This is a genomic window from Leuconostoc citreum, from assembly GCF_004354555.1.
GTDB lineage: Bacteria > Bacillota > Bacilli > Lactobacillales > Lactobacillaceae > Leuconostoc > Leuconostoc citreum.
The window spans coordinates 16891-35627 of the sequence record NZ_PUFH01000006.1 but is presented as its reverse complement, the minus strand read 5'-3'; the positions used below and the strand labels follow the sequence as shown (position 1 = coordinate 35627).

Annotated in this window: 14 protein-coding genes; all 14 read right to left on the bottom strand. The window is 38.1% G+C overall.

Annotation, left to right across the window (positions count from 1 at the left end):
• Positions 1-40: 40 nt before the first annotated feature.
• Positions 41-2047: an excinuclease ABC subunit UvrB gene (gene uvrB / locus C5L21_RS08100; RefSeq protein WP_004900068.1), complete on the bottom strand. Its 2007-nt coding sequence runs from the start codon at positions 2045-2047 to the stop codon at positions 41-43.
• Between the two features lie 72 nt (positions 2048-2119).
• Positions 2120-4279: an LTA synthase family protein gene (locus C5L21_RS08095; protein ID WP_004905154.1), complete on the bottom strand. Its 2160-nt coding sequence runs from the start codon at positions 4277-4279 to the stop codon at positions 2120-2122.
• Between the two features lie 85 nt (positions 4280-4364).
• A complete protein-coding gene (locus tag C5L21_RS08090; RefSeq protein WP_012305061.1) occupies positions 4365-4631 on the bottom strand; it encodes a DUF1797 family protein in 267 nt (88 codons plus the stop codon).
• On the bottom strand, positions 4603-5661 hold the full coding sequence (locus C5L21_RS08085) for a lysylphosphatidylglycerol synthase transmembrane domain-containing protein (protein WP_004905156.1): 1059 nt from the start codon (positions 5659-5661) through the stop codon (positions 4603-4605). The genes C5L21_RS08090 and C5L21_RS08085 overlap by 29 nt, the downstream gene beginning before the upstream one ends.
• Positions 5662-5678: 17 nt before the next feature.
• Positions 5679-6686 (bottom strand): LTA glycolipid anchor biosynthesis glycosyltransferase, IagA/BgsA family, encoded by a 1008-nt coding sequence (locus C5L21_RS08080; protein WP_004900074.1) that lies wholly within the window; start codon positions 6684-6686, stop codon positions 5679-5681.
• Positions 6687-7916, bottom strand: coding sequence for a glycosyltransferase family 4 protein (locus C5L21_RS08075; protein ID WP_085699719.1), 1230 nt, complete (start codon positions 7914-7916; stop codon positions 6687-6689).
• 142 nt (positions 7917-8058) lie between these two features.
• Entirely contained in the window at positions 8059-9840 is a 1782-nt protein-coding gene (locus C5L21_RS08070) for an ABC transporter ATP-binding protein (protein WP_004900081.1), read from the bottom strand.
• Between the two features lies 1 nt (position 9841).
• Positions 9842-11560 carry an ABC transporter ATP-binding protein gene (locus C5L21_RS08065; RefSeq protein WP_085699722.1) on the bottom strand — a complete coding sequence of 573 codons (1719 nt, stop codon included), beginning with the start codon at positions 11558-11560 and terminating at the stop codon, positions 9842-9844.
• 136 nt (positions 11561-11696) lie between these two features.
• Complete coding sequence (locus tag C5L21_RS08060; RefSeq protein WP_004900085.1) at positions 11697-13679, bottom strand: ABC transporter ATP-binding protein/permease; 1983 nt, start codon at positions 13677-13679, stop codon at positions 11697-11699.
• Positions 13680-13717: 38 nt separating this feature from the next.
• Entirely contained in the window at positions 13718-14215 is a 498-nt protein-coding gene (locus C5L21_RS08055; protein ID WP_004905159.1) for an NUDIX domain-containing protein, read from the bottom strand.
• A gap of 29 nt (positions 14216-14244) precedes the next feature.
• Complete coding sequence (locus tag C5L21_RS08050; protein WP_176606018.1) at positions 14245-14895, bottom strand: YfbR-like 5'-deoxynucleotidase; 651 nt, start codon at positions 14893-14895, stop codon at positions 14245-14247.
• 64 nt (positions 14896-14959) lie between these two features.
• The gene (gene mprF / locus C5L21_RS08045) at positions 14960-17506 is read right to left on the bottom strand and encodes a bifunctional lysylphosphatidylglycerol flippase/synthetase MprF (RefSeq protein ID WP_004907382.1); all 2547 of its coding nucleotides are present in this window, start codon (positions 17504-17506) and stop codon (positions 14960-14962) included.
• Positions 17493-18230: an alpha/beta fold hydrolase gene (locus C5L21_RS08040; protein ID WP_004905161.1), complete on the bottom strand. Its 738-nt coding sequence runs from the start codon at positions 18228-18230 to the stop codon at positions 17493-17495. Before C5L21_RS08040 ends, mprF begins: the two co-directional genes overlap by 14 nt.
• Before the next feature lie 51 nt (positions 18231-18281).
• Positions 18282-18653, bottom strand: coding sequence for a preprotein translocase subunit YajC (yajC, locus tag C5L21_RS08035; protein WP_004900100.1), 372 nt, complete (start codon positions 18651-18653; stop codon positions 18282-18284).
• Positions 18654-18737 lie beyond the last annotated feature (84 nt).

The following is an 18737-nucleotide window of genomic DNA, read 5'->3' as shown; positions in this document are numbered from 1 at the left end:
CATTCTCTCTTAGTTTTGATACTGGTAGTAAAATTTGCTATCAAAGGCTGGCCTTCAAGCTCATCACACTATCACGAAGTTGTGCTGCTTCCTCGAAATTCAAGGCCTTTGCTGCAGACTTCATTTGACTTTCCATATTTTTAATAATGGCCTGTTGCTCATCTTGCGGTAAGTCTCTGAAGGCTACTTGTGTCAAATCAATTGTTTCAGCCCCACCATCGGTTTCCGTGCGGACACTGATACGTTCTCGAATGTCTTTTTTAATTGTCGTTGGTACAATATCGTGTACTGTATTATACTGCATTTGTATTTCACGGCGCCTTGCAGTCTCGTCCATGGCTTCTTGCATTGATTTTGTAACGCTATCAGCATACATAATGACATGGCCATTAGCGTTACGAGCTGCACGCCCGATTGTTTGTATGAGCGAGCGTGGATTGCGCAAAAAGCCTTCCTTATCTGCATCTAAAATTGCCACTAATGATACTTCAGGGACATCAATCCCCTCTCGCAATAAGTTAATCCCAATCAATACATCATATTTTCCTAAACGCAAATCACGAATAATTTCTGTACGTTCTAACGTTTTGATATCCGCATGTAGGTAAGCTACTTTGATACCGACGTTTTTAAGGTAATCAGTCAAGTCTTCTGCCATACGTTTTGTTAACGTTGTAATAAAGACACGCTCATTTTTATCAGTTCGTTTGTTAATTTCGCCAACAAGATCATCAATTTGTCCCATAACTGGACGTACTTCGACTTCTGGATCTAATAAACCTGTTGGTCGTATAATCTGTTGTGCAATGTGATCTTTTGTTACACGCTCTAATTCATAATCACCAGGCGTTGCCGACATATAAATAATTTGATTAACATGCTTTTCAAATTCTGGCAGCTTTAATGGTCGGTTATCAAGAGCCGATGGTAGGCGAAAGCCATAATTGACCAGTGTCTCTTTACGCGCACGATCACCGTTAAACATTCCTCTAACTTGCGGCATCGTCACATGACTTTCATCAACAATAATCAAAAAATCTTCAGGGAAGAAATCGAGTAAAGTAAAAGGTGGCTCGCCTGCTTGACGGCCATCCATCCAGCGAGAATAATTTTCAATACCACCAACAAAGCCCATTTCTTCAAGCATGGCTAAATCATATTCGGTTCGCTGCTTAATCCTTTGGGCTTCTAATAACTTACCTTCTTGTTCAAACTTGGTAACTTGCGCTGCCATTTCTTGACGAATACCATTTAATGCGCGTTGCATTTGATTATCATCCGTCATAAAATGTTTTGCTGGATAAATAGACACGAAATCACGTTCTGAAGCTGTCTCGCCGGTCAGGGCATTGATTTCTCTAATACGATCGATTTCATCACCAAAAAATTCAATTCGCAGAGCGACCTCGTCTTCAGAAGCCGGAAAAATTTCTACAATATCGCCACGTACACGAAAAGAACCACGATGAAAATCAATATCGTTACGTGTGAATTGAACGCCTATCAAATCACGCATTAACTGGTCACGTCCATATTCATTACCAACACGCAAGTTAATGACGTGTTCTTGATATTGATGTGGATCGCCTAATCCAAAGATTGAACTCACAGAAGCCACAACAATGACATCACGACGAGATAGAAGCGAACTTGTAGCCGAATTACGTAATTGATCGATTTCATCATTGACGGCAGAATCTTTTTCAATAAAGGTATCAGAACTGGGGACGTAGGCCTCAGGTTGATAGTAATCATAATAAGAAACGAAGTACTCAACCGCATTGTTTGGAAAGAATTCTTTTAATTCACCATATAATTGTCCCGCCAACGTTTTATTGTGACTTAAAACTAGTGTCGGTTTCTTAACGGTTTTAATGACATTTGAAATGGTAAATGTTTTTCCTGTGCCTGTTGCTCCCAACAAGATTTGTTCTTTAACACCTGCATTAATTCCACTGACTAACTGGCTAATTGCCCGAGGCTGATCACCAGTTGGCTGATACTTAGACACAACCTCGAAATCTTGAGCCGCAACATTTTCACGCATAGGTTTCTTCTTTCATAGACTTTTAATATTATTATACAATAAAACGAACAAACGTTCTATTGTTTGCTCGTTTTATTTACTACTGCTACTACTATTATCATTATTTGCTGCTGATGTCCCATTGAGTTCGGGCGCATCAGTTTTGTACATATCCAAAGTCGATTTGCCATTATTTTTAGCGAGTACACTAGACGGATTTGTTTTTTGCGCTTCCTTAAGCCGGTCTAAGCCAGTGCTCTTTTTATAATCAAAATCCTTTTTATTAACTGGATGGAAATCAGAACGACCTGTATCAAAACGTAATAAATCGCCAGTAATTACAGCATCTGAGTAACTCAATACCTTATTGACATAATCTTGCGTTGTTGTTGCAATCTTTTTCAACTCTGAATCAGAATCGAGTGTCACTTGCTGCCCATTCGTGGTATTGAAATATTGATTATTATATTTCATATACTTTGGCGTAATCCAATTACCATTACGCATTGGTACGACACCTTCATACTTTGGTGACAACATATCCTGACCAAACATCGTCATGTTATCATCTGGTACCCCTAATAGGTCAAGCAACGTTGGTAGCATATCAATTTCGCCACCATAAGTGTGGTTAATCCCACCCTTTAAATTATTGCCATGAATCATGAAAGGTACTTTCTGGAACTGTGCCAAATCGTAATTCGTGACTTTATCTTTACCAAGTAGCTGTGCAATCGCCGGTTGATGATTTTCCGAAATACCATAATGATCACCATAAAGCACAAAAACAGAATTATCATATAAACCAGCTTTTTGAAGATAAGTCATAAGTTCACCAAAAGCTTGGTCTAAATAATGGGCAGTTTGAACGTAGCCATCAACTGTATTGTCGCCTGTCGTGGTTGCCGGAAAACTAATATTTGCTTTATCAATTTCGTATGGATAATGGTTCGTTACAGTTATCAGCTTGGCATAGAAAGGTTGTGGTAATTGTTCAATATATTTCGCACTATCTTGCAAGAAAATTTTATCCTTCAAGCCATAGCCAACATTGAAGTTTGGCTTACTAGCATTAGGATAGTAAGCTTTTGAGAAGAAGTAGTTATAACCAAATGATTTATAAGTATTATCGCGGTTCCAGAAACTAGCCACATCACCATGAAAAGCTGCTGTCGTATAGCCACGTTGGTCTAAAATACCTGGTAGTGACTCAAATGTATTATTCGTGCCATATTTCACCATTGCAGATCCAGTTGCTAGACCGTATAACGAATTTTCTTGCATCATTTCAGCATCTGATGTCTTACCTTGGCCCACTTGATTATAAAAATTATCAAAACTTAATGTATGTTGATCATGGTAAAACTTATTCAAGTTCGGTGTAACTTCACGATTGTCTACTTTGTAATCAATTAAAAATTGTTGAAATGATTCTAAATGAATCATAAACACATTCTTACCTTTTTGCGTACCATAATATTGGATGTTATCAGGTAATTTTTGTGTGGCAACAAATTTCTTAATTTTTGTTAAATCAGCCGGCTTGGCTCTTTTACGACTCTCTGTTTGATTATACGTTTGTACGGCATTAAAGACAGCATATTCATTTAGTCCTAAATATTTCACAATATAATTGTTATCAAATGAACGTGTCAACAGGCCTGATCGATCTGCTGAAGCAATTCCAAAATCAACTAACATCAAAGCAAAACCAAGTATTGTAGTTAAAATAGCAAATTTCTTTTGAACACCTTTACGGTCAATTGTGAGTTGCTTGAATACCACCAACAAGATCAGAATGATGATATCAACAAATACCATATAATCTGACCAGTGAATAATTGCCGCAATTGATTTACTCAAATTATTCCCCGTTGAACTACCTGAACTTAGAATACCCATTGAGAGAAAGTCAGAAAATTCGCGGTAATATAAAACATTGGCAAACAGCCAAATCGACTGAATCAGATTAAAAGCAATTGCCACCCAATAACTAACCACACCACGGAAATACAGTGCGATACTCAAAAATATAATGGCAGTTGGTATTGGATTTAGGAACAACAGAAATTGCTGTGTCGCACCTTCTGCACCTAAATTAAAATTCATATGATAATTGACAAAAGTCTTAAACCAAACAAGCACAACATTTAAGACAAAAAACCAAACCAGTGGTGCAGATGTATCCATTGTGCGTTTAATTTTTTGCCAAATTGTTTTCAGACTTGGGATTTTTTTAAAACGGTTAAACATATTCTTTTCCTTCACATACCTACAAACTATAATACTTTGACTGAGACGAGCATATACAGCTTAGTCGTCAATATAACACTGTCAATCAAAAGATTAATTTAAAATCATGTAGGACATCATAAATTTCAATGGCTACAAGGTCAATGTCATCAAACTGAAAATGACGTATTTGGCGGTGCTCATACACGGTCCAAATCTTTGTAAGCTGGTCGTATTCTACTCGTAACGCTTCAATGCCAAAAACATCAAAACGCCGGCTTTGAAATTGATTGTCAGTTGCGTCAATCATAGCGCGCAAACGACCCAATATCTGATTTAAATCACTAATCTGGTGATTTTTTTGTATCTTCATGGTTGCTCCTTGTAACATGGCGCGCTGGTATCATATACGCCACAATACCAGCAAATAAGCCAAAATAATAGGTAATCAAGCGCCAAATTAAAATAACAAGTATTAATGTTGCCGGATTTTTAACAAACGGTGAAAAAAGCAATTGGAAGCTCAGTTCAGCGCCACCAACACCACCCGGAATCGGGAAAAGTGATATCACCATCACAATCATAATATTCATTGTCACAATTAGCCATGGATTGGTTTCACTGTAACCAAAAGCGCGAATAACAAAATAAGGTATCATATAGAAGACAATCAATTGTAAGGTTGTGAAAAATGTACCACCTAACAAAGATTCCCAACTACTAATCACACGACGTGATTCTTGATGAAAGTTGTCAATTTTTTGTTTAACTGTTCTAATCAATCGCCTATAACGCACTTCTGACATGAATCTTTTGAATAGCGGAGACACCATATCCACAATTCTGATCGTTAGCGCTGGCCAAAACATGACTAGTGCAATACCTACGATTACCACTGCATGAATGGCAATTGCAAACGGAATAAATGTTGCAAACGTTGGGTCAACTTGTGCATATATAAAATGCTCTGCGGCAAAATAACCTATCACAAAGCATACGACCACCACAACTTGATAGACTAAAAATTTCATCAATATGACTGATAATGCTCGCCCTGCTTCAACACCTGAACGTGTCAGTCCATAAAGTTGTGCTGGTTGCCCACCAGTTGCAAACGGTGTCACGCCTGTCCCAAGTTGGTTCAAAAGCGGTACTCGCAATAACGCGACAACAGAGGTTTTTTTGCGATCTGCTTGATTAAGCATCGCATAGGTGGCTGCTGATTCTAAGAAAAACGATATGATCATCATGAGCAGCCCTAAAAAAAGCCAACGCCAATCCAAATGCTGTAAAGCAAGTTTCAACTGTTCGCCCTTGCCACGTAATTCATTTGTTAAAAAGTAGACAACAACAGCAGTGAGTACAATAACGATAACTGCTGATATTTTATCTCTTCTTGACATATTTCCCCCTAACAGGTTTATGTGTTCAACACGGTCTGATAAACACGTTTTAACTGTTGCCCTATTTCAGGCAAGTTGCGTTCCACCGCTAATTGGTACCCTGCGTCAGTTAAATCAGGTAGTTCATGATTTAATATTTTAACCATTAATGTTTCAAAAGCAGCCACATCTTTAGCTTTATAGCTATTAATGCCATCAGCCAGCCAATGATGATAAACGGGTATATCCCTGACTAGCACTTTTTGCTTAGAAGCCAAAGCTTCAAGGACAACTATCCCCTCTGTCTCTTCAAACGATGGATATAAGAAGAGGTCAGCACCTTGATAAGCGCCTTGAATAACATCCCCTGTAATATAACCTGGAAAAATAAGGTTTCTTGGATGATTACCCTTAATCAAGCGACTAATTTTTTGGGGCACTAAACGTAAGTCTGTGTAGCCAAACCATATAAAAACATATTCAGGGTGTTTCTTTGCCAAAGTGACAAAATCAAGAATGCCTTTTCTTTCAAAAAATAAGCCAACACTAATAACCACTTTTTGTTCCGGTGATAAATCAAAATAGTCACGAAATTTTTTTACTTTTTCGTCACTCGCTGCATACTTCTCTAGCGGTATGCCATTAGAAATAGGAGCAATATATTGGCTCAGTCGATAACCGCGTAGTAGTTGTTTAGAATAAGGTGTTGGCGTAATAATGGCATCTGCTTTTTTATATAATGAGACGAGATAACGTTTAAAGAACGGTGCAATCAGATTAGATCCAGTGAATGAATTCCGAAAATCTTCATAGGTTGAATGTCCATGATAGACAACCTTTTTACCCATTTTGTGCGCTTGGTTGACCATGTAATGACTCTTCACACCGTAAGTATTAATGTGCAAAACATCATAGTCACGCGATTTAGGATCAGTTGTCACCTCAACGTCAGTATAACTGAGTGCCCTTTGTTGTAATTTGAGCGCACGACCAATACCTGATTTAGCGATTAATTTCTGATTTTCAAAATAAAGTAGTACTTTCACTTAATTTCTCCTGAAAGGATTACGCAGTATGCGCTTCATATAGCCAACTTCGTCATCTGTGGGGTATTCATCATCTACATCGTCACTTTGATGATAGTCCGATAAAACGTCTTGGTACAAAGACAAGACACGTTTAGCAAAAGTATTGGCATCGACATCTTGCATTTTTTTAGCACGAATTGCCTGATCTTTAGCTGCTGCTTGATGTGTAAGGTATTTTTCAATGCCAGCTAATAATTCATCATAATCAGAAACTAGCGTACCAATGGCATCATTATCGACTAAATTATCGAGGTATGGCGAATGAATTGCCACAAATGGTCGATTGGCCGCCATTGCCTCAATAAAAGTCAACCCTTGCGTCTCTGTATCTGAAGAACTAACAAATACATTACTCATTTGATAATAGTTCATGATATCATCATGATTGACCATACCTACAAAAGTGACTTGCTTCTCTAGTGACAATTCACTGACTTGTTCTTCTAACGACTTACGTGCTGGACCGTCACCAGCAATAACGAGTTGCGCGTCTGGCCATGTTTGCAGTAATTCTGAAAAGACTGAAATAGTCAGTGCAACATTTTTTTCAAACGCTAATCGACCTAATGATAAAATCACAGGCTGTCGCGATGAAAAGCCAAACTGGTCACGCAAGTTTTGCCTTGCAACGCTTGGATTTGGTAAAGCCACACCGGTAGGAATAATACGTATAGGTGCTTTTACACCATAGCGTAGTAGCGTTTCTTGTACTAATTGAGATGGGGCTATCACCGCTGACATACCCATCATATAAGCTTTCATAATCGTACCCACACCCTTAGGGCCTATTAACAGCCCTTTAGCCACGTAATGCGTATAATCTTCATACATCGTATGATAAGTATGGATAACTGGAATCTTTAATTGACGGCCTACAATTTTACCAAGTAGCCCCAGAGAAAACTCTGTCTGAGTATGAACAATGTCAAGTTGTATCGATTTTGCAATCTCAACTGCTTGTATTAAGCCACGAAAAGCTAAACGTCTGTCCTTAAATCCCACATAAGCTACGCTAGAGAAGCGATAAATATGTGGTTCAAATTTATTTTTAGGTACTTTCGGATCAGTCGAAGTAAAAATATAAACTTGATGGCCTTGAGCTTCAAGTGCATCTTTGAGTGTTTTAATTGATGTTGCGACCCCACTTACTTGCGGAAAGTAGGTATCAGTGAAAAGACCAATATTCATTGTCTCCTCCATATTTTGTGTCAATAGTAGATTTTAAAAGCCTATGAATTGCAATATTACCATTATAACATAACTTACCACGACTTCAGATAAACCAAAGACGTCGCTAATAAAAAAGCTACGTCTCAAGACGCAGCTTTTTTTACTCAAAAACCATTTGATTATGATATAGTTCAGCGTAAAAACCATTTTGTTTAACTAATTCATCATGGTTACCTTGTTCAATCACACGGCCATCTTTTAAGACAACAATTTTATCGGCTCCTAATATTGTTTTGAGTCGATGCGCAATAACGAAACTCGTCCTACCTGCAATGACATTATCCATTGCAGCTTGTATACGAGATTCGGTAACCGTATCAACGTTTGAGGTCGCCTCATCTAAAATCAAAAACGTTGGGTTTGTTAAAATAGTACGGGCAATGGAAAGTAATTGCTTTTGGCCTGTTGAAAATACCGATGTTTCATCGTTGACAAAAGTATGGTACTGATCAGGCAGTGTCATAATGAAATCATGGATATTAGCTTGTTTAGCCGCACTCATCATCGCCTCATCTGTCGCATCTGGTTGCCCAAATTTAATATTATCAGCAACAGTACCACTAAACAAAACTGAATCCTGCAGGACAATACCAACATGTTCTCGCAACGACTTAATATCAAATTCGCGAATATCAACCCCGTCAAATTTTACTGAGCCACCAGTCACGTCATAAAAACGATTTAATAGGTTCATCACCGTTGTTTTGCCTGATCCTGTTGGACCCACGAGCGCAACCATTTCGCCTCGATTAACGTTAACCGTGACATCATGCAAAATTTCTTTATCTTTTTGATAACCAAATTTAACCTTATCCAGTGTCACATCTTTTTGGATGGCCGTTAATTGATGACCATTTTTAGGGTTAATTTCTTCAGCCTGCTCATGCACTTCAGACAAGCGACGTGCACCTGTAACTGCGAGTTGTAGCATATTATAAATAGAAGTAATTTGTGTAATTGGTTGGTAATACTCTTGCGAATAGTTTACAAACACAACAATCAATCCCAAACCTGCAGCAGTGCTCATACTGCCGCTAACTACAAGCCATGATCCAAAGAAAATAACAATGGCCAAATTAAGTAAAGAAAGGCCCTGCATCAATGGAAATAATAGGCCTGAGTACATCTGTCCTTTGAATGTCGCTTGACGTACTTTTTCATTATAAGGTTGGAATCCAGCAATGGAAGACTGCTGCAGTCCTTGTGTAATAATAATTGCTTCACCATTGATTTGCTCATTAATATAACCATTCATTTCACCAGTTGCATCTTGCTGCATATCTATGTAACGACGCGCTTTAGAAATGACAAACCAGGCAACTAAGATAGCCACAGGTGTAGTTGCCATCGTCACCCATGCTAAGGCAACATTCTGACTAAACATCATCCAAATGACAGCCACAAACAACGCAAATTGCGACAACAATTCGAAAATAGCTTGATTCATCGCATTAAATATATTATCTAGATCAGAGGTAAACAATGATAGAATTTTACCGTCACGATGCGTGTCAAAATACTTAATGGTCATACGCTGGAGTTTACTAAATAGCCCAATGCGCATTTGGCCTGAAGCCTGAGCCGAAATACGTGATGCCAAAAAGCTCGAAATAAACATCGTTATAGCGGTTAGTATGAAGAAAATCATCATTGCTTCAAGTGCCTGATAAAAAGCTGTCTTGTTAGCCTGACTTTGCGTTATGGGATTCATATATTGGCCTAAGTATGTGGATAATGCTGTGATAGCTTTACCCATATAAATTGGCGCTTGTACTTGAAAATAAGTCGAAACAGCTGTCACAACAATGGTAAATGACAAACCCAACCAATAGCGTTTGAGGTAGGTTGCAAAATATTTTAATGAACGTTTTAAGTCTTTCACGCTATGATGCTCCCTTCGCTTTTTGTGTCTGATAAATTTCAGAATAAATAGGTGATGTTGTTAACAACTCTTGATGCGAGCCGATGCCAACTAATTCGCCTTGGTCTAATACGAAGATACGATCAGCATGAATAACTGAACTAATTTTTTCAGCAATCACAATCGTGGTTGTATTAGACAACTCCTGATTCAGTGCCTCTTGCACCAATTTTTCAGAACGGGCATCTAAGGCAGAGGTTGAGTCATCCAGAATCAGTATTTTTGGATTACCAATAACGCCACGGGCTATTGATAAGCGTTGCTTCTGACCACCAGATAAGTTTGCAGATCTTTCTTCAACATAATGATCAAACCCATCATCATAGCGATTGATAAATTCTGCTGCTTGCGCAATATCAGCTGCTTTTTTTAGTGCTAACTCATCTGCATCTTTACTGCCTTGGCGTAAATTATCAGCGATGCGGCCACTAAATAAAATTGCCCGCTGTAACACGTAAGAAACCGCTGAACGAAGGGATTTTTCATTAACAGACTTCAAATTGACCCCTCCAACAAGGACATCTCCCTGTGTCGGATCATACAACCTTGGGATTAATTGTGCTAACGTTGTTTTCCCAGAACCTGTTGCCCCAACAATACCAATCATCTCTCCGGCATGTATGTCAAAAGAAATATTTTTCAGCGATGGCCTATCATCATTAGGATATGTAAAGGACACATTCTTAAATGATACTTCACCTGATAATGGCTGTTCAGGTGCATCAGCACGATAAGTTAAATCCGGCACCGTTGCTAATACAGCGCCTATACGTCCAAGTGAAATAAAACCACGTGAAGCAAATGTCGACATCAAACCACCAATCATAATTGCGAAGAAAATCTGCATTAAGTATGAAATAAATGATGTAATAGCTGCTAAGTCAGTTGGATGTGCAACAACACTTTGCCCAACAAAATAAACAGCGGCACCAATGGCCACGTAAGAAATCAGCATGAACATTGGAATCATGGTAGAAAATAAATAGCCAATCATCGTGGTAACACGGGTCAAATCATTCGAGTTATCGGTAAAGTGCTTAATTTCATTATCTTCTTGATTGAATGACTTAATCACGCGAACACCTTGAAGACTTTCTTTGGCGATGGTGTTTGTTTTATCAATCAACTTTTGAATTTGAGAAAAATATTTACTCATTTGTTTAAAAACAATCTGAGAAGATAGTGCAATTAAAATGACCATCAAAACAACAATCCACCACAACCGTGGCAGTGTAATGAGCGCCAAAATAAAGGCCCCAATAAACAAAATGGGAATACGTGTTAATGATTGTAAAATCATCATAATTAATTGTTGTACTTGGTTCACATCATTTGTCATGCGAACAACCAAATTACCCGCAGAAAATTTTTCAATATTTCCGAATGAAAAAGATTGAATTTTTTGATATTGATTGGCTCTCAAATCAGCAGCTATACCTTGTGAAATCTTAGCAGCAAAAACTGTATTGATAACACCCGCAATCAAACCAATGATGGCTAAAATAATCAACTCCGTTCCATAAAACAAGACATTTTGTTGATCATTTTTGATAATAGCTGTCATCACGTGCTGTAGCAGTCTGGGCTGCCATAGTGAGGCACCAGCCATAATCACAACAGCAAGCAACGAAAAAAAGATATCTTTGTGATATGGTTTAGCATGTTCTCTTAAAATTTGCATTACAAACTCCTTATTCATACATCAATGTTATCAAAATCCTTAACTATTGATGAAAAGAAAGATTTTACTGTAACATCTACTCTAACACAAAAAAATCAAAAGTGAAAAAAAGCGCATTCATGTGCGCTTTTTTGAATTAATCTGATGCTAATGCATCTATTGTATTCAATTTTGCAGCACGACGTGACGGCACAAAACTAGCAACTAACGCAATCACAAGTGAAATCACAACAGCGAAAATAACATTGCCAATTGATACTTGCACAATACTAAAATGAATTAAACCATTCAGTGCCTGATTCATCACGACTTGTGCAACATAGGCTAGAACAATTCCCAAAACCGCAGAAATCATGCCAATTAATAAGGCTTCGTTTGTAAACAAGCCTCTGATATCTTTTGCACGCGCGCCTAATGCGCGTAAGACACCGATTTCTCGTGTACGCTCTGAGACTGACATATAAGTTGTCACAATAATCATAATAGCCGATACCAATAGTGAGATCCCAGCAATAGCTGCCAAAACATAAGAAGCAAGACTGGTAATCGTATTGATTGTGCCTAGGATATCATCCATAGATACACCAGCAAATGTTTGCATACCATCTGTTTGTACTTGGTTAATCCGCTTCATTGTGGCCTTCACGTTCTTTGTGTCGCGAATTTCAACCGAAGCATAGTTAGCATCTGTTACAGCGTTATTCTTCTTGAGATCTTTTTGAATCGTATCCCAATTTTGTATAAACATCTTACCAGATTGACCACCATCAGTCATACCAGCAATTTTTGCTGTTGTCGCAATGGGAATCGGGTGATTATCTTGGTCAAAAGCAATATAAGTAAAAGCAATATCTTTACCAATGAGTGCTTTATAATTACTTTGAATTTTCTTAGCAAATTCACGATCAATGAGAACTTCACCATCACCAGCCTGGTGACCTGCCTTGATTGTTTTCTTGGCATACTGAGGTGTCCATGATTTCAGCTGGACTGGTTGAGATTTCACATTGCCATAAGTAAATACGGCATTGTTAAACTGACCACCAGCATAAACATTATCCACACCCTTAACTGATGCCAACCGTTTAAGAGTTGCCTCATTCATTGTGGTTGCTTTGTAATCAGTGGCCATCAGTTGCATCGTTTCTTGCATGCGTTCTGTTGCATTAGCTTGTTTATTGGTGGTTGTATTACGCACAACTGTCTGATAGTTTGGATTGACTAAGTCATTAACCTGGTTAGCAATATAACCCTTAATACCATTACCTAATCCCAAAAATAGTATTACTGAAAAGACACCAATAGCTGACCCAATAATAATCAAAGCATTTTGTAATTTTTTATATTTCAAATGATCAAAGGCCATGTCCCATACTGAAGCCGCTTTGAGCGGTCGTGACTTAAAGCGTTCAGTAGCAGTAGTTGCCAGAAACTTGTCCTTTAGCTGTTTTTCTTCATCAATTTTACCATCAGACATATGTAGAATACGCGTCCCATATTCTGCAACAGCCTGCGAATGCGTCACAACAATAACAAGCTTGCCTTCTTGGGCAATTTGTTCAAGTAGCTCTAAAACTTCCGCTGTGTTAGCTGAATCAAGTGCCCCAGTGGGCTCATCAGCAATCATGATATCCGGATCGGATGCCAATGCTCTTGCAATGGCAACACGTTGCTTCTGTCCACCAGATAATTGTGAAGGATATTTATTAATATGATCAGCCAAACCAACTTTCGTCAATAATGCTACGGCGTGCTTTTTACGCTCACTAGCAGATAAATCAGTCATATTTAAGCTGGTTTCGACGTTTTCTAAATTCGTTTGATAGTTAATTAAGTTAAAACTTTGAAAGATGTAACCAATTGTTTCCCGACGATAAACATCTAACTTTTTTTCCTGTGTATGGTCCAACTTTTCGCCATTAACTAAAACAGCGCCTTCAAAGTTGCGGTCCAAACCACCAATAATATTCATTAAGGTTGACTTACCACCACCGGATTCGCCTAGTATTGAGACAAATTCACCCTTTTCAAAGGATAAATCAATGCCATTTAACACAGGGAAAACCTGTTTGCCTAAGTAATAGGATTTTTTGATATTCTGAAGTTCTAAAAATGCCATGTTAACCTACTTTCGTTTTCTAACTGTGTTATTTTACACTACTCGCCATGCTCTCTCAGCCATGGCTGCTCACTAACCATATTATCGTTCAGCACGCGATGCAACGTTTTTTGCGCCTGTGGGACAAACATTTTTGGCACAGGATTTATTGGGACAAATTGTAAATCTAGTGTCTCAACGCCGTCCTTTCTCAGTGTACCGCCAACCTGTTCAACTTCAAAGCCGATACCTATTGTTTCTTGCGCATCACCCCAAGAATTTTTATCTGTCACATGGGTTGCCATACCTAACATCCTCGTAACGGCAACATCTAACCCAGTTTCTTCTTTAAACTCTCTTACCACGGCTTGCATCGGTGAGTCGCCATATTCTAAATAACCACCTGGAAACCCCCACCCCTCGTCGGAATCCCAGCGCTTTTCAAGTAATATCGCGTCATGTTGCTTATTCCACAATACGCCAAATGCTGAAACAAAAATCATGCCCTCATGACCTATTTTTTCACGCATACGACTAATATAATTTTGTTCTGTCATCTGATATCCCCCCATTTTTTCTCAGTCAGTTATTGTTGTGCTGCAGCAAAATCTGGTAACAGACTTTTAGCTAAGTCAAATAACAAGTCCTTATGAATGAAATCTTCTGAAAAAATATCAGGTAAAATATCTGTTGCAATGTATTTAACACTCGCCATATGTTGAAATTCAGCTAATGCTTCCAAACTGCTTTGGAAAATGTTAACAAAAACAGGTTCTGGATTGAATTTTTCTAATTCACCGTAGGCCTCATACATTAAGTCAACTTTATCGGCAACAGATAATATTTCACCTTCAATCGTTTCATCTTTTCCTTCACCCAATCGCCGGGTGTAGGCTGCTTGAAATTGTGTCGGAATTTCAGTTTTAATGAAATTTTCAGTCATCGTATCTTCAACATCAGCTAACATTGAACGCAAGGTTGCGGTGGCATATTTAACTGGTGTTTTAATGTCGCCAATAAAGCGCTCAGTATAATCATGGTTCAGCGCTTTTTCATAGACCGATTGCCAGTTGATGGTTTTACCATTTTGCTCTTCGACATCTGCTAGAAATTGTGCAATCTGCGCCACTTTCCAAGAATGCGCCGCAACATTGTGTGGTTGATATTTGAAAAATCCTGGTGCCCGGTTGATGAGCTCTAACTGATTCATCCCCATAAAAAATTCGTGCATTGGCATCATTAATTGGTCTATGACACGCATCAGTGAGATAATGATGGCATCATATTTCCTCCTCTATATATTAAAAATCATTATCTTTATCATACACGACTTTAAACGCTGGTGCACGTTTGACACCCTTATTATCAATTTTGAGTAAGCCAATCATTACCATGATAATCCATGATTTTCTAGAATAGGCAATATACATCGGCACCCATGTTTTTGTGAACTTACTCTTATAATGATGTAACCCTTCAAAGGAATACACTTTTGAGCCAAATTGATAAACCAGATTAGCTAATCTTTCTCGACCAAAGCTTTGCCTATGTTGTCCAACATTAGCTAACGGTGACATGCCTAAATTAAGTGTTTGTAATCCTTGAGACTTGGCATAAGCAATTGTATTAACAAACAAAACATCCATAACGCCATTTGGCGCTGCCTTTGTGAATCTCATTAAATCTACAGCCATTTGTCGTTCGGTATGGGACGTTACTAAAGTGGCATAAGCTTCAATTCGATTATCTTTAGATAAGACAGCAATCGGGTAACGTTGTATATAATTCTGATCAAAGAAACCTAAGGAATAGCCTTTTTCCTCTCGCCCAGCTAACCATTCATCACTAATTTTTTGTAATTGCTTCAAGATTTCTTCATTAAACGGTGGTGTGAGAACTTTAAATTCAAAACCAGCTCGTCCAGCTTGATTAACAACAGACCGGACATTCTGCATTTTTTTACCCGCCGTAGAGAATGCATCTAATACAACATGTGCTTCTTCTCCTAATTTGAAAAAATCGTACCCAAATTCATGTGCTAACATCGCAATTTGTTCACTCACTTCGTAAAACACTGGTACGTAGCCTAACACATCAGCATCATCAACAAATTGTTGCATCGCTTCAGCAAAATAGCTCGCATCACCAAAAGGATCACCCATCACCATAGCTTTATTGTTAACTAATCTAAACTGCATGCCTACGCTATCTTCGTGATTGACTTGATAATAATAAAAGCGTTTATCACCTAAAAATGCTAGGTTGGTATAATGCGTATCGCCAATTGTTAAAATACGATTAAGCCGTATTTCATCAAATGATTCACCTAATTGTTGTTGATGGGCATGTAAATAGCGCGATAGCAATAAGCTAAAGGTAGCAACAACTAAAATAACAATGGCGCCCATAACCCACCAGTGAACAGAAGGTATCATGCCTCGTTCATGAAAATGATAGTTGTGTTTAAATATTGGCGTATTTACAATACCGAGTAATAAATAACTGATAATCAACGCACCCCAAATTGCCCCGTCAACAATTTGCTCTTCCCATGAATGAATAAATTGTTCTCGGTATAAGGTTTGCCGAGTTGTCATAAACGCGAATAACAACACCCCCACCAAAACCATCGGTACAATGTGCCGATATTCAAACAGTGCATAAATAATAATGACAACTAATAAGACGATAGTTGACTGATACGCCCTTTTAACACGATTGGCCACCCCTCGGGCACTAATGAGTAATAAAAATCCCAACAAAATATTTGGTAATTGATTAGCTAAAGCATATGTAATCGGCCAAGACCGTAAATGATTTAATATCATAACACGCTGCACAATGGTTGGCATTGTGCCTGACAAAACCAGTAAAATACCAGTCAAATATAACATCACTGTTGTGACTTGATGTGTTACTGCGCGTGCAACATAATGTGGCACACCACGGTAATCGCTATTAATTTTTTTGGATAGTCGATAAATCAGTAAAATAAACGCACTCAGCAAGGGTATTACATTATATACGACACGGTATAAAATAAGCCAAACAACCACCTGATCCGAGTTGACTGATAAATCTGATAGGATAAAAAGTACAGCCACATCAAATGAGCCCCACGTACCTGGTGTCATGGAAACTAAAGCAATTGTACTGGCTAAGATGAATGCCAGCATCATAATGGCCAAGCGCAAATGAATTCCTAATGTGACACCGATAGCAACAAATAGCGCCATTTGTAAAACAAAAGAAGCGAGTGATACCGTTAATAGCCGTTTAACAACCAATAAGTTGATGCCTTGCCAAAAATGAAAACGCGGTACGATAGAAATGAAACCAACAACAATAGCCATCATTAAGATGGCTATTAACCAAATCATGTTTTCTTCAAATCCCGTCAGAAAATGCAGCCATATTGCGACAATAGCAGCAGCACTTGCCACTAATAAACCAGTAAGACCCAACAAATATACTTGAAGATAGGGCTTCAAATGACTAGATTTTTTTTGATCAAAATAGAACACTCGCCGCAATAGCAAACTCACTGTGCCAATAAAACCAGCATTAATATTAAAAACGTTAATCAACCAAGCACGTTGTATCAAGTCAGTTCGTTTAATATTGTATGCTTGCCAACGTGCCAAAATAAAGTCACTCAACAACGTGGGTACAATAGTGACAAATCCAAATATAATTAGCAGTAGCGCTTGCCACCAAGTAATTTGACTAATTGTTTCTAGAATCATGTTCCACGTAATTTCACGCGTCATAAAGACTAGTTGGCTAATCAATATTACTGTAACCGCTGGAATAATTAAATGTGACAAGATTGACTTAATTTTTGGCATGTTTTATTCCCCCGAGTAAAAATGGCATGACTAATCGACTAAATTTTTTAGGATTAGTGTAAGTTATAAAATGACTGTGTCTAGGTATGACCATCATTTCAGCATGTGGTAATAATTGTCTGATTCTCTCAATGTGTCGACGCTTAACCAAGTCAAAGCTACCGATGACGAGTAACACATCACCCGCAACACGCTGTAAATCGCCCCGCGAAATGTTGAGTGGCTCACTCATAACATGCAGCTGTTTGTGGCGCCGGGCTGCATAATGACTAATCGGTGCTAATACACGCGTTAAATGCTGCGCAAAACTATCAAGCCACCATAGAATCTTATAAATGCCTTTTTTACTGAGGTTTGGTGCATTGAGTACCATCCGATAAACACGATTAGGGTATACAGTCGCATATTTTATAGCGATATTTGCACCATCACTATACCCGAGTATAATAAATTGCGACAAATTAAAAGTTTTTCTCATAAACTCAATGTCTGAAACTATAGCCATAATTTCTATTTTATTTTTAGTATTGGAAGAGCGACCATGGCCGCGTGAGTCTAGCGCAATAACATGAAAATATCTTGCATATTGCTCAATTTGAGGCTTAAAATAACGTGCAGAACTACCGTTCCCATGCAACAAAAAAATGGTCGCATGTGTCATACTACCATATTCGTCATATACAATTTTTGTCCCATCCGGCACGATAATTGATTTTGTTGTCATTTAGTAATTTCCATTCAAAAAAGAGAGCTATTGCTCTCTTTATTATACCGCTTATTTATCTGAAGGCTTATCAGTTTCAGATGTAATATTTTCTTTTGCATCTGCAGTTTCATCTTTAGCAATAGGCTTCAAATCTTCGACTGCAACTGTTGGTTCTGCCTTTGGTGCTTCAGGTACGATTGTACGAATAGCTGCCATATCAAATGTTAAGATGACACCTTCTGCATCTAGATCAACTGTCTTTGCAACTTGATCAACACTATCTACAACCGCATGCAAACCACCAATTGTTATAATCTTTGTGCCTTTTACTAGGTTACTTTGACGTTCCTCTTGCGCTGCACGTTGCTTTTTTTGTTGGCGGCTCATAAACCAAAACATACCAACAATCAAAATTAATGGGAGAATCAAACTTAAATTCATATAATATTTCCTACTTTCTTAACTGATACGATTCATTGTTGTGTAAACAGTATAACTTAATTATACCAAACAATACACAATAAT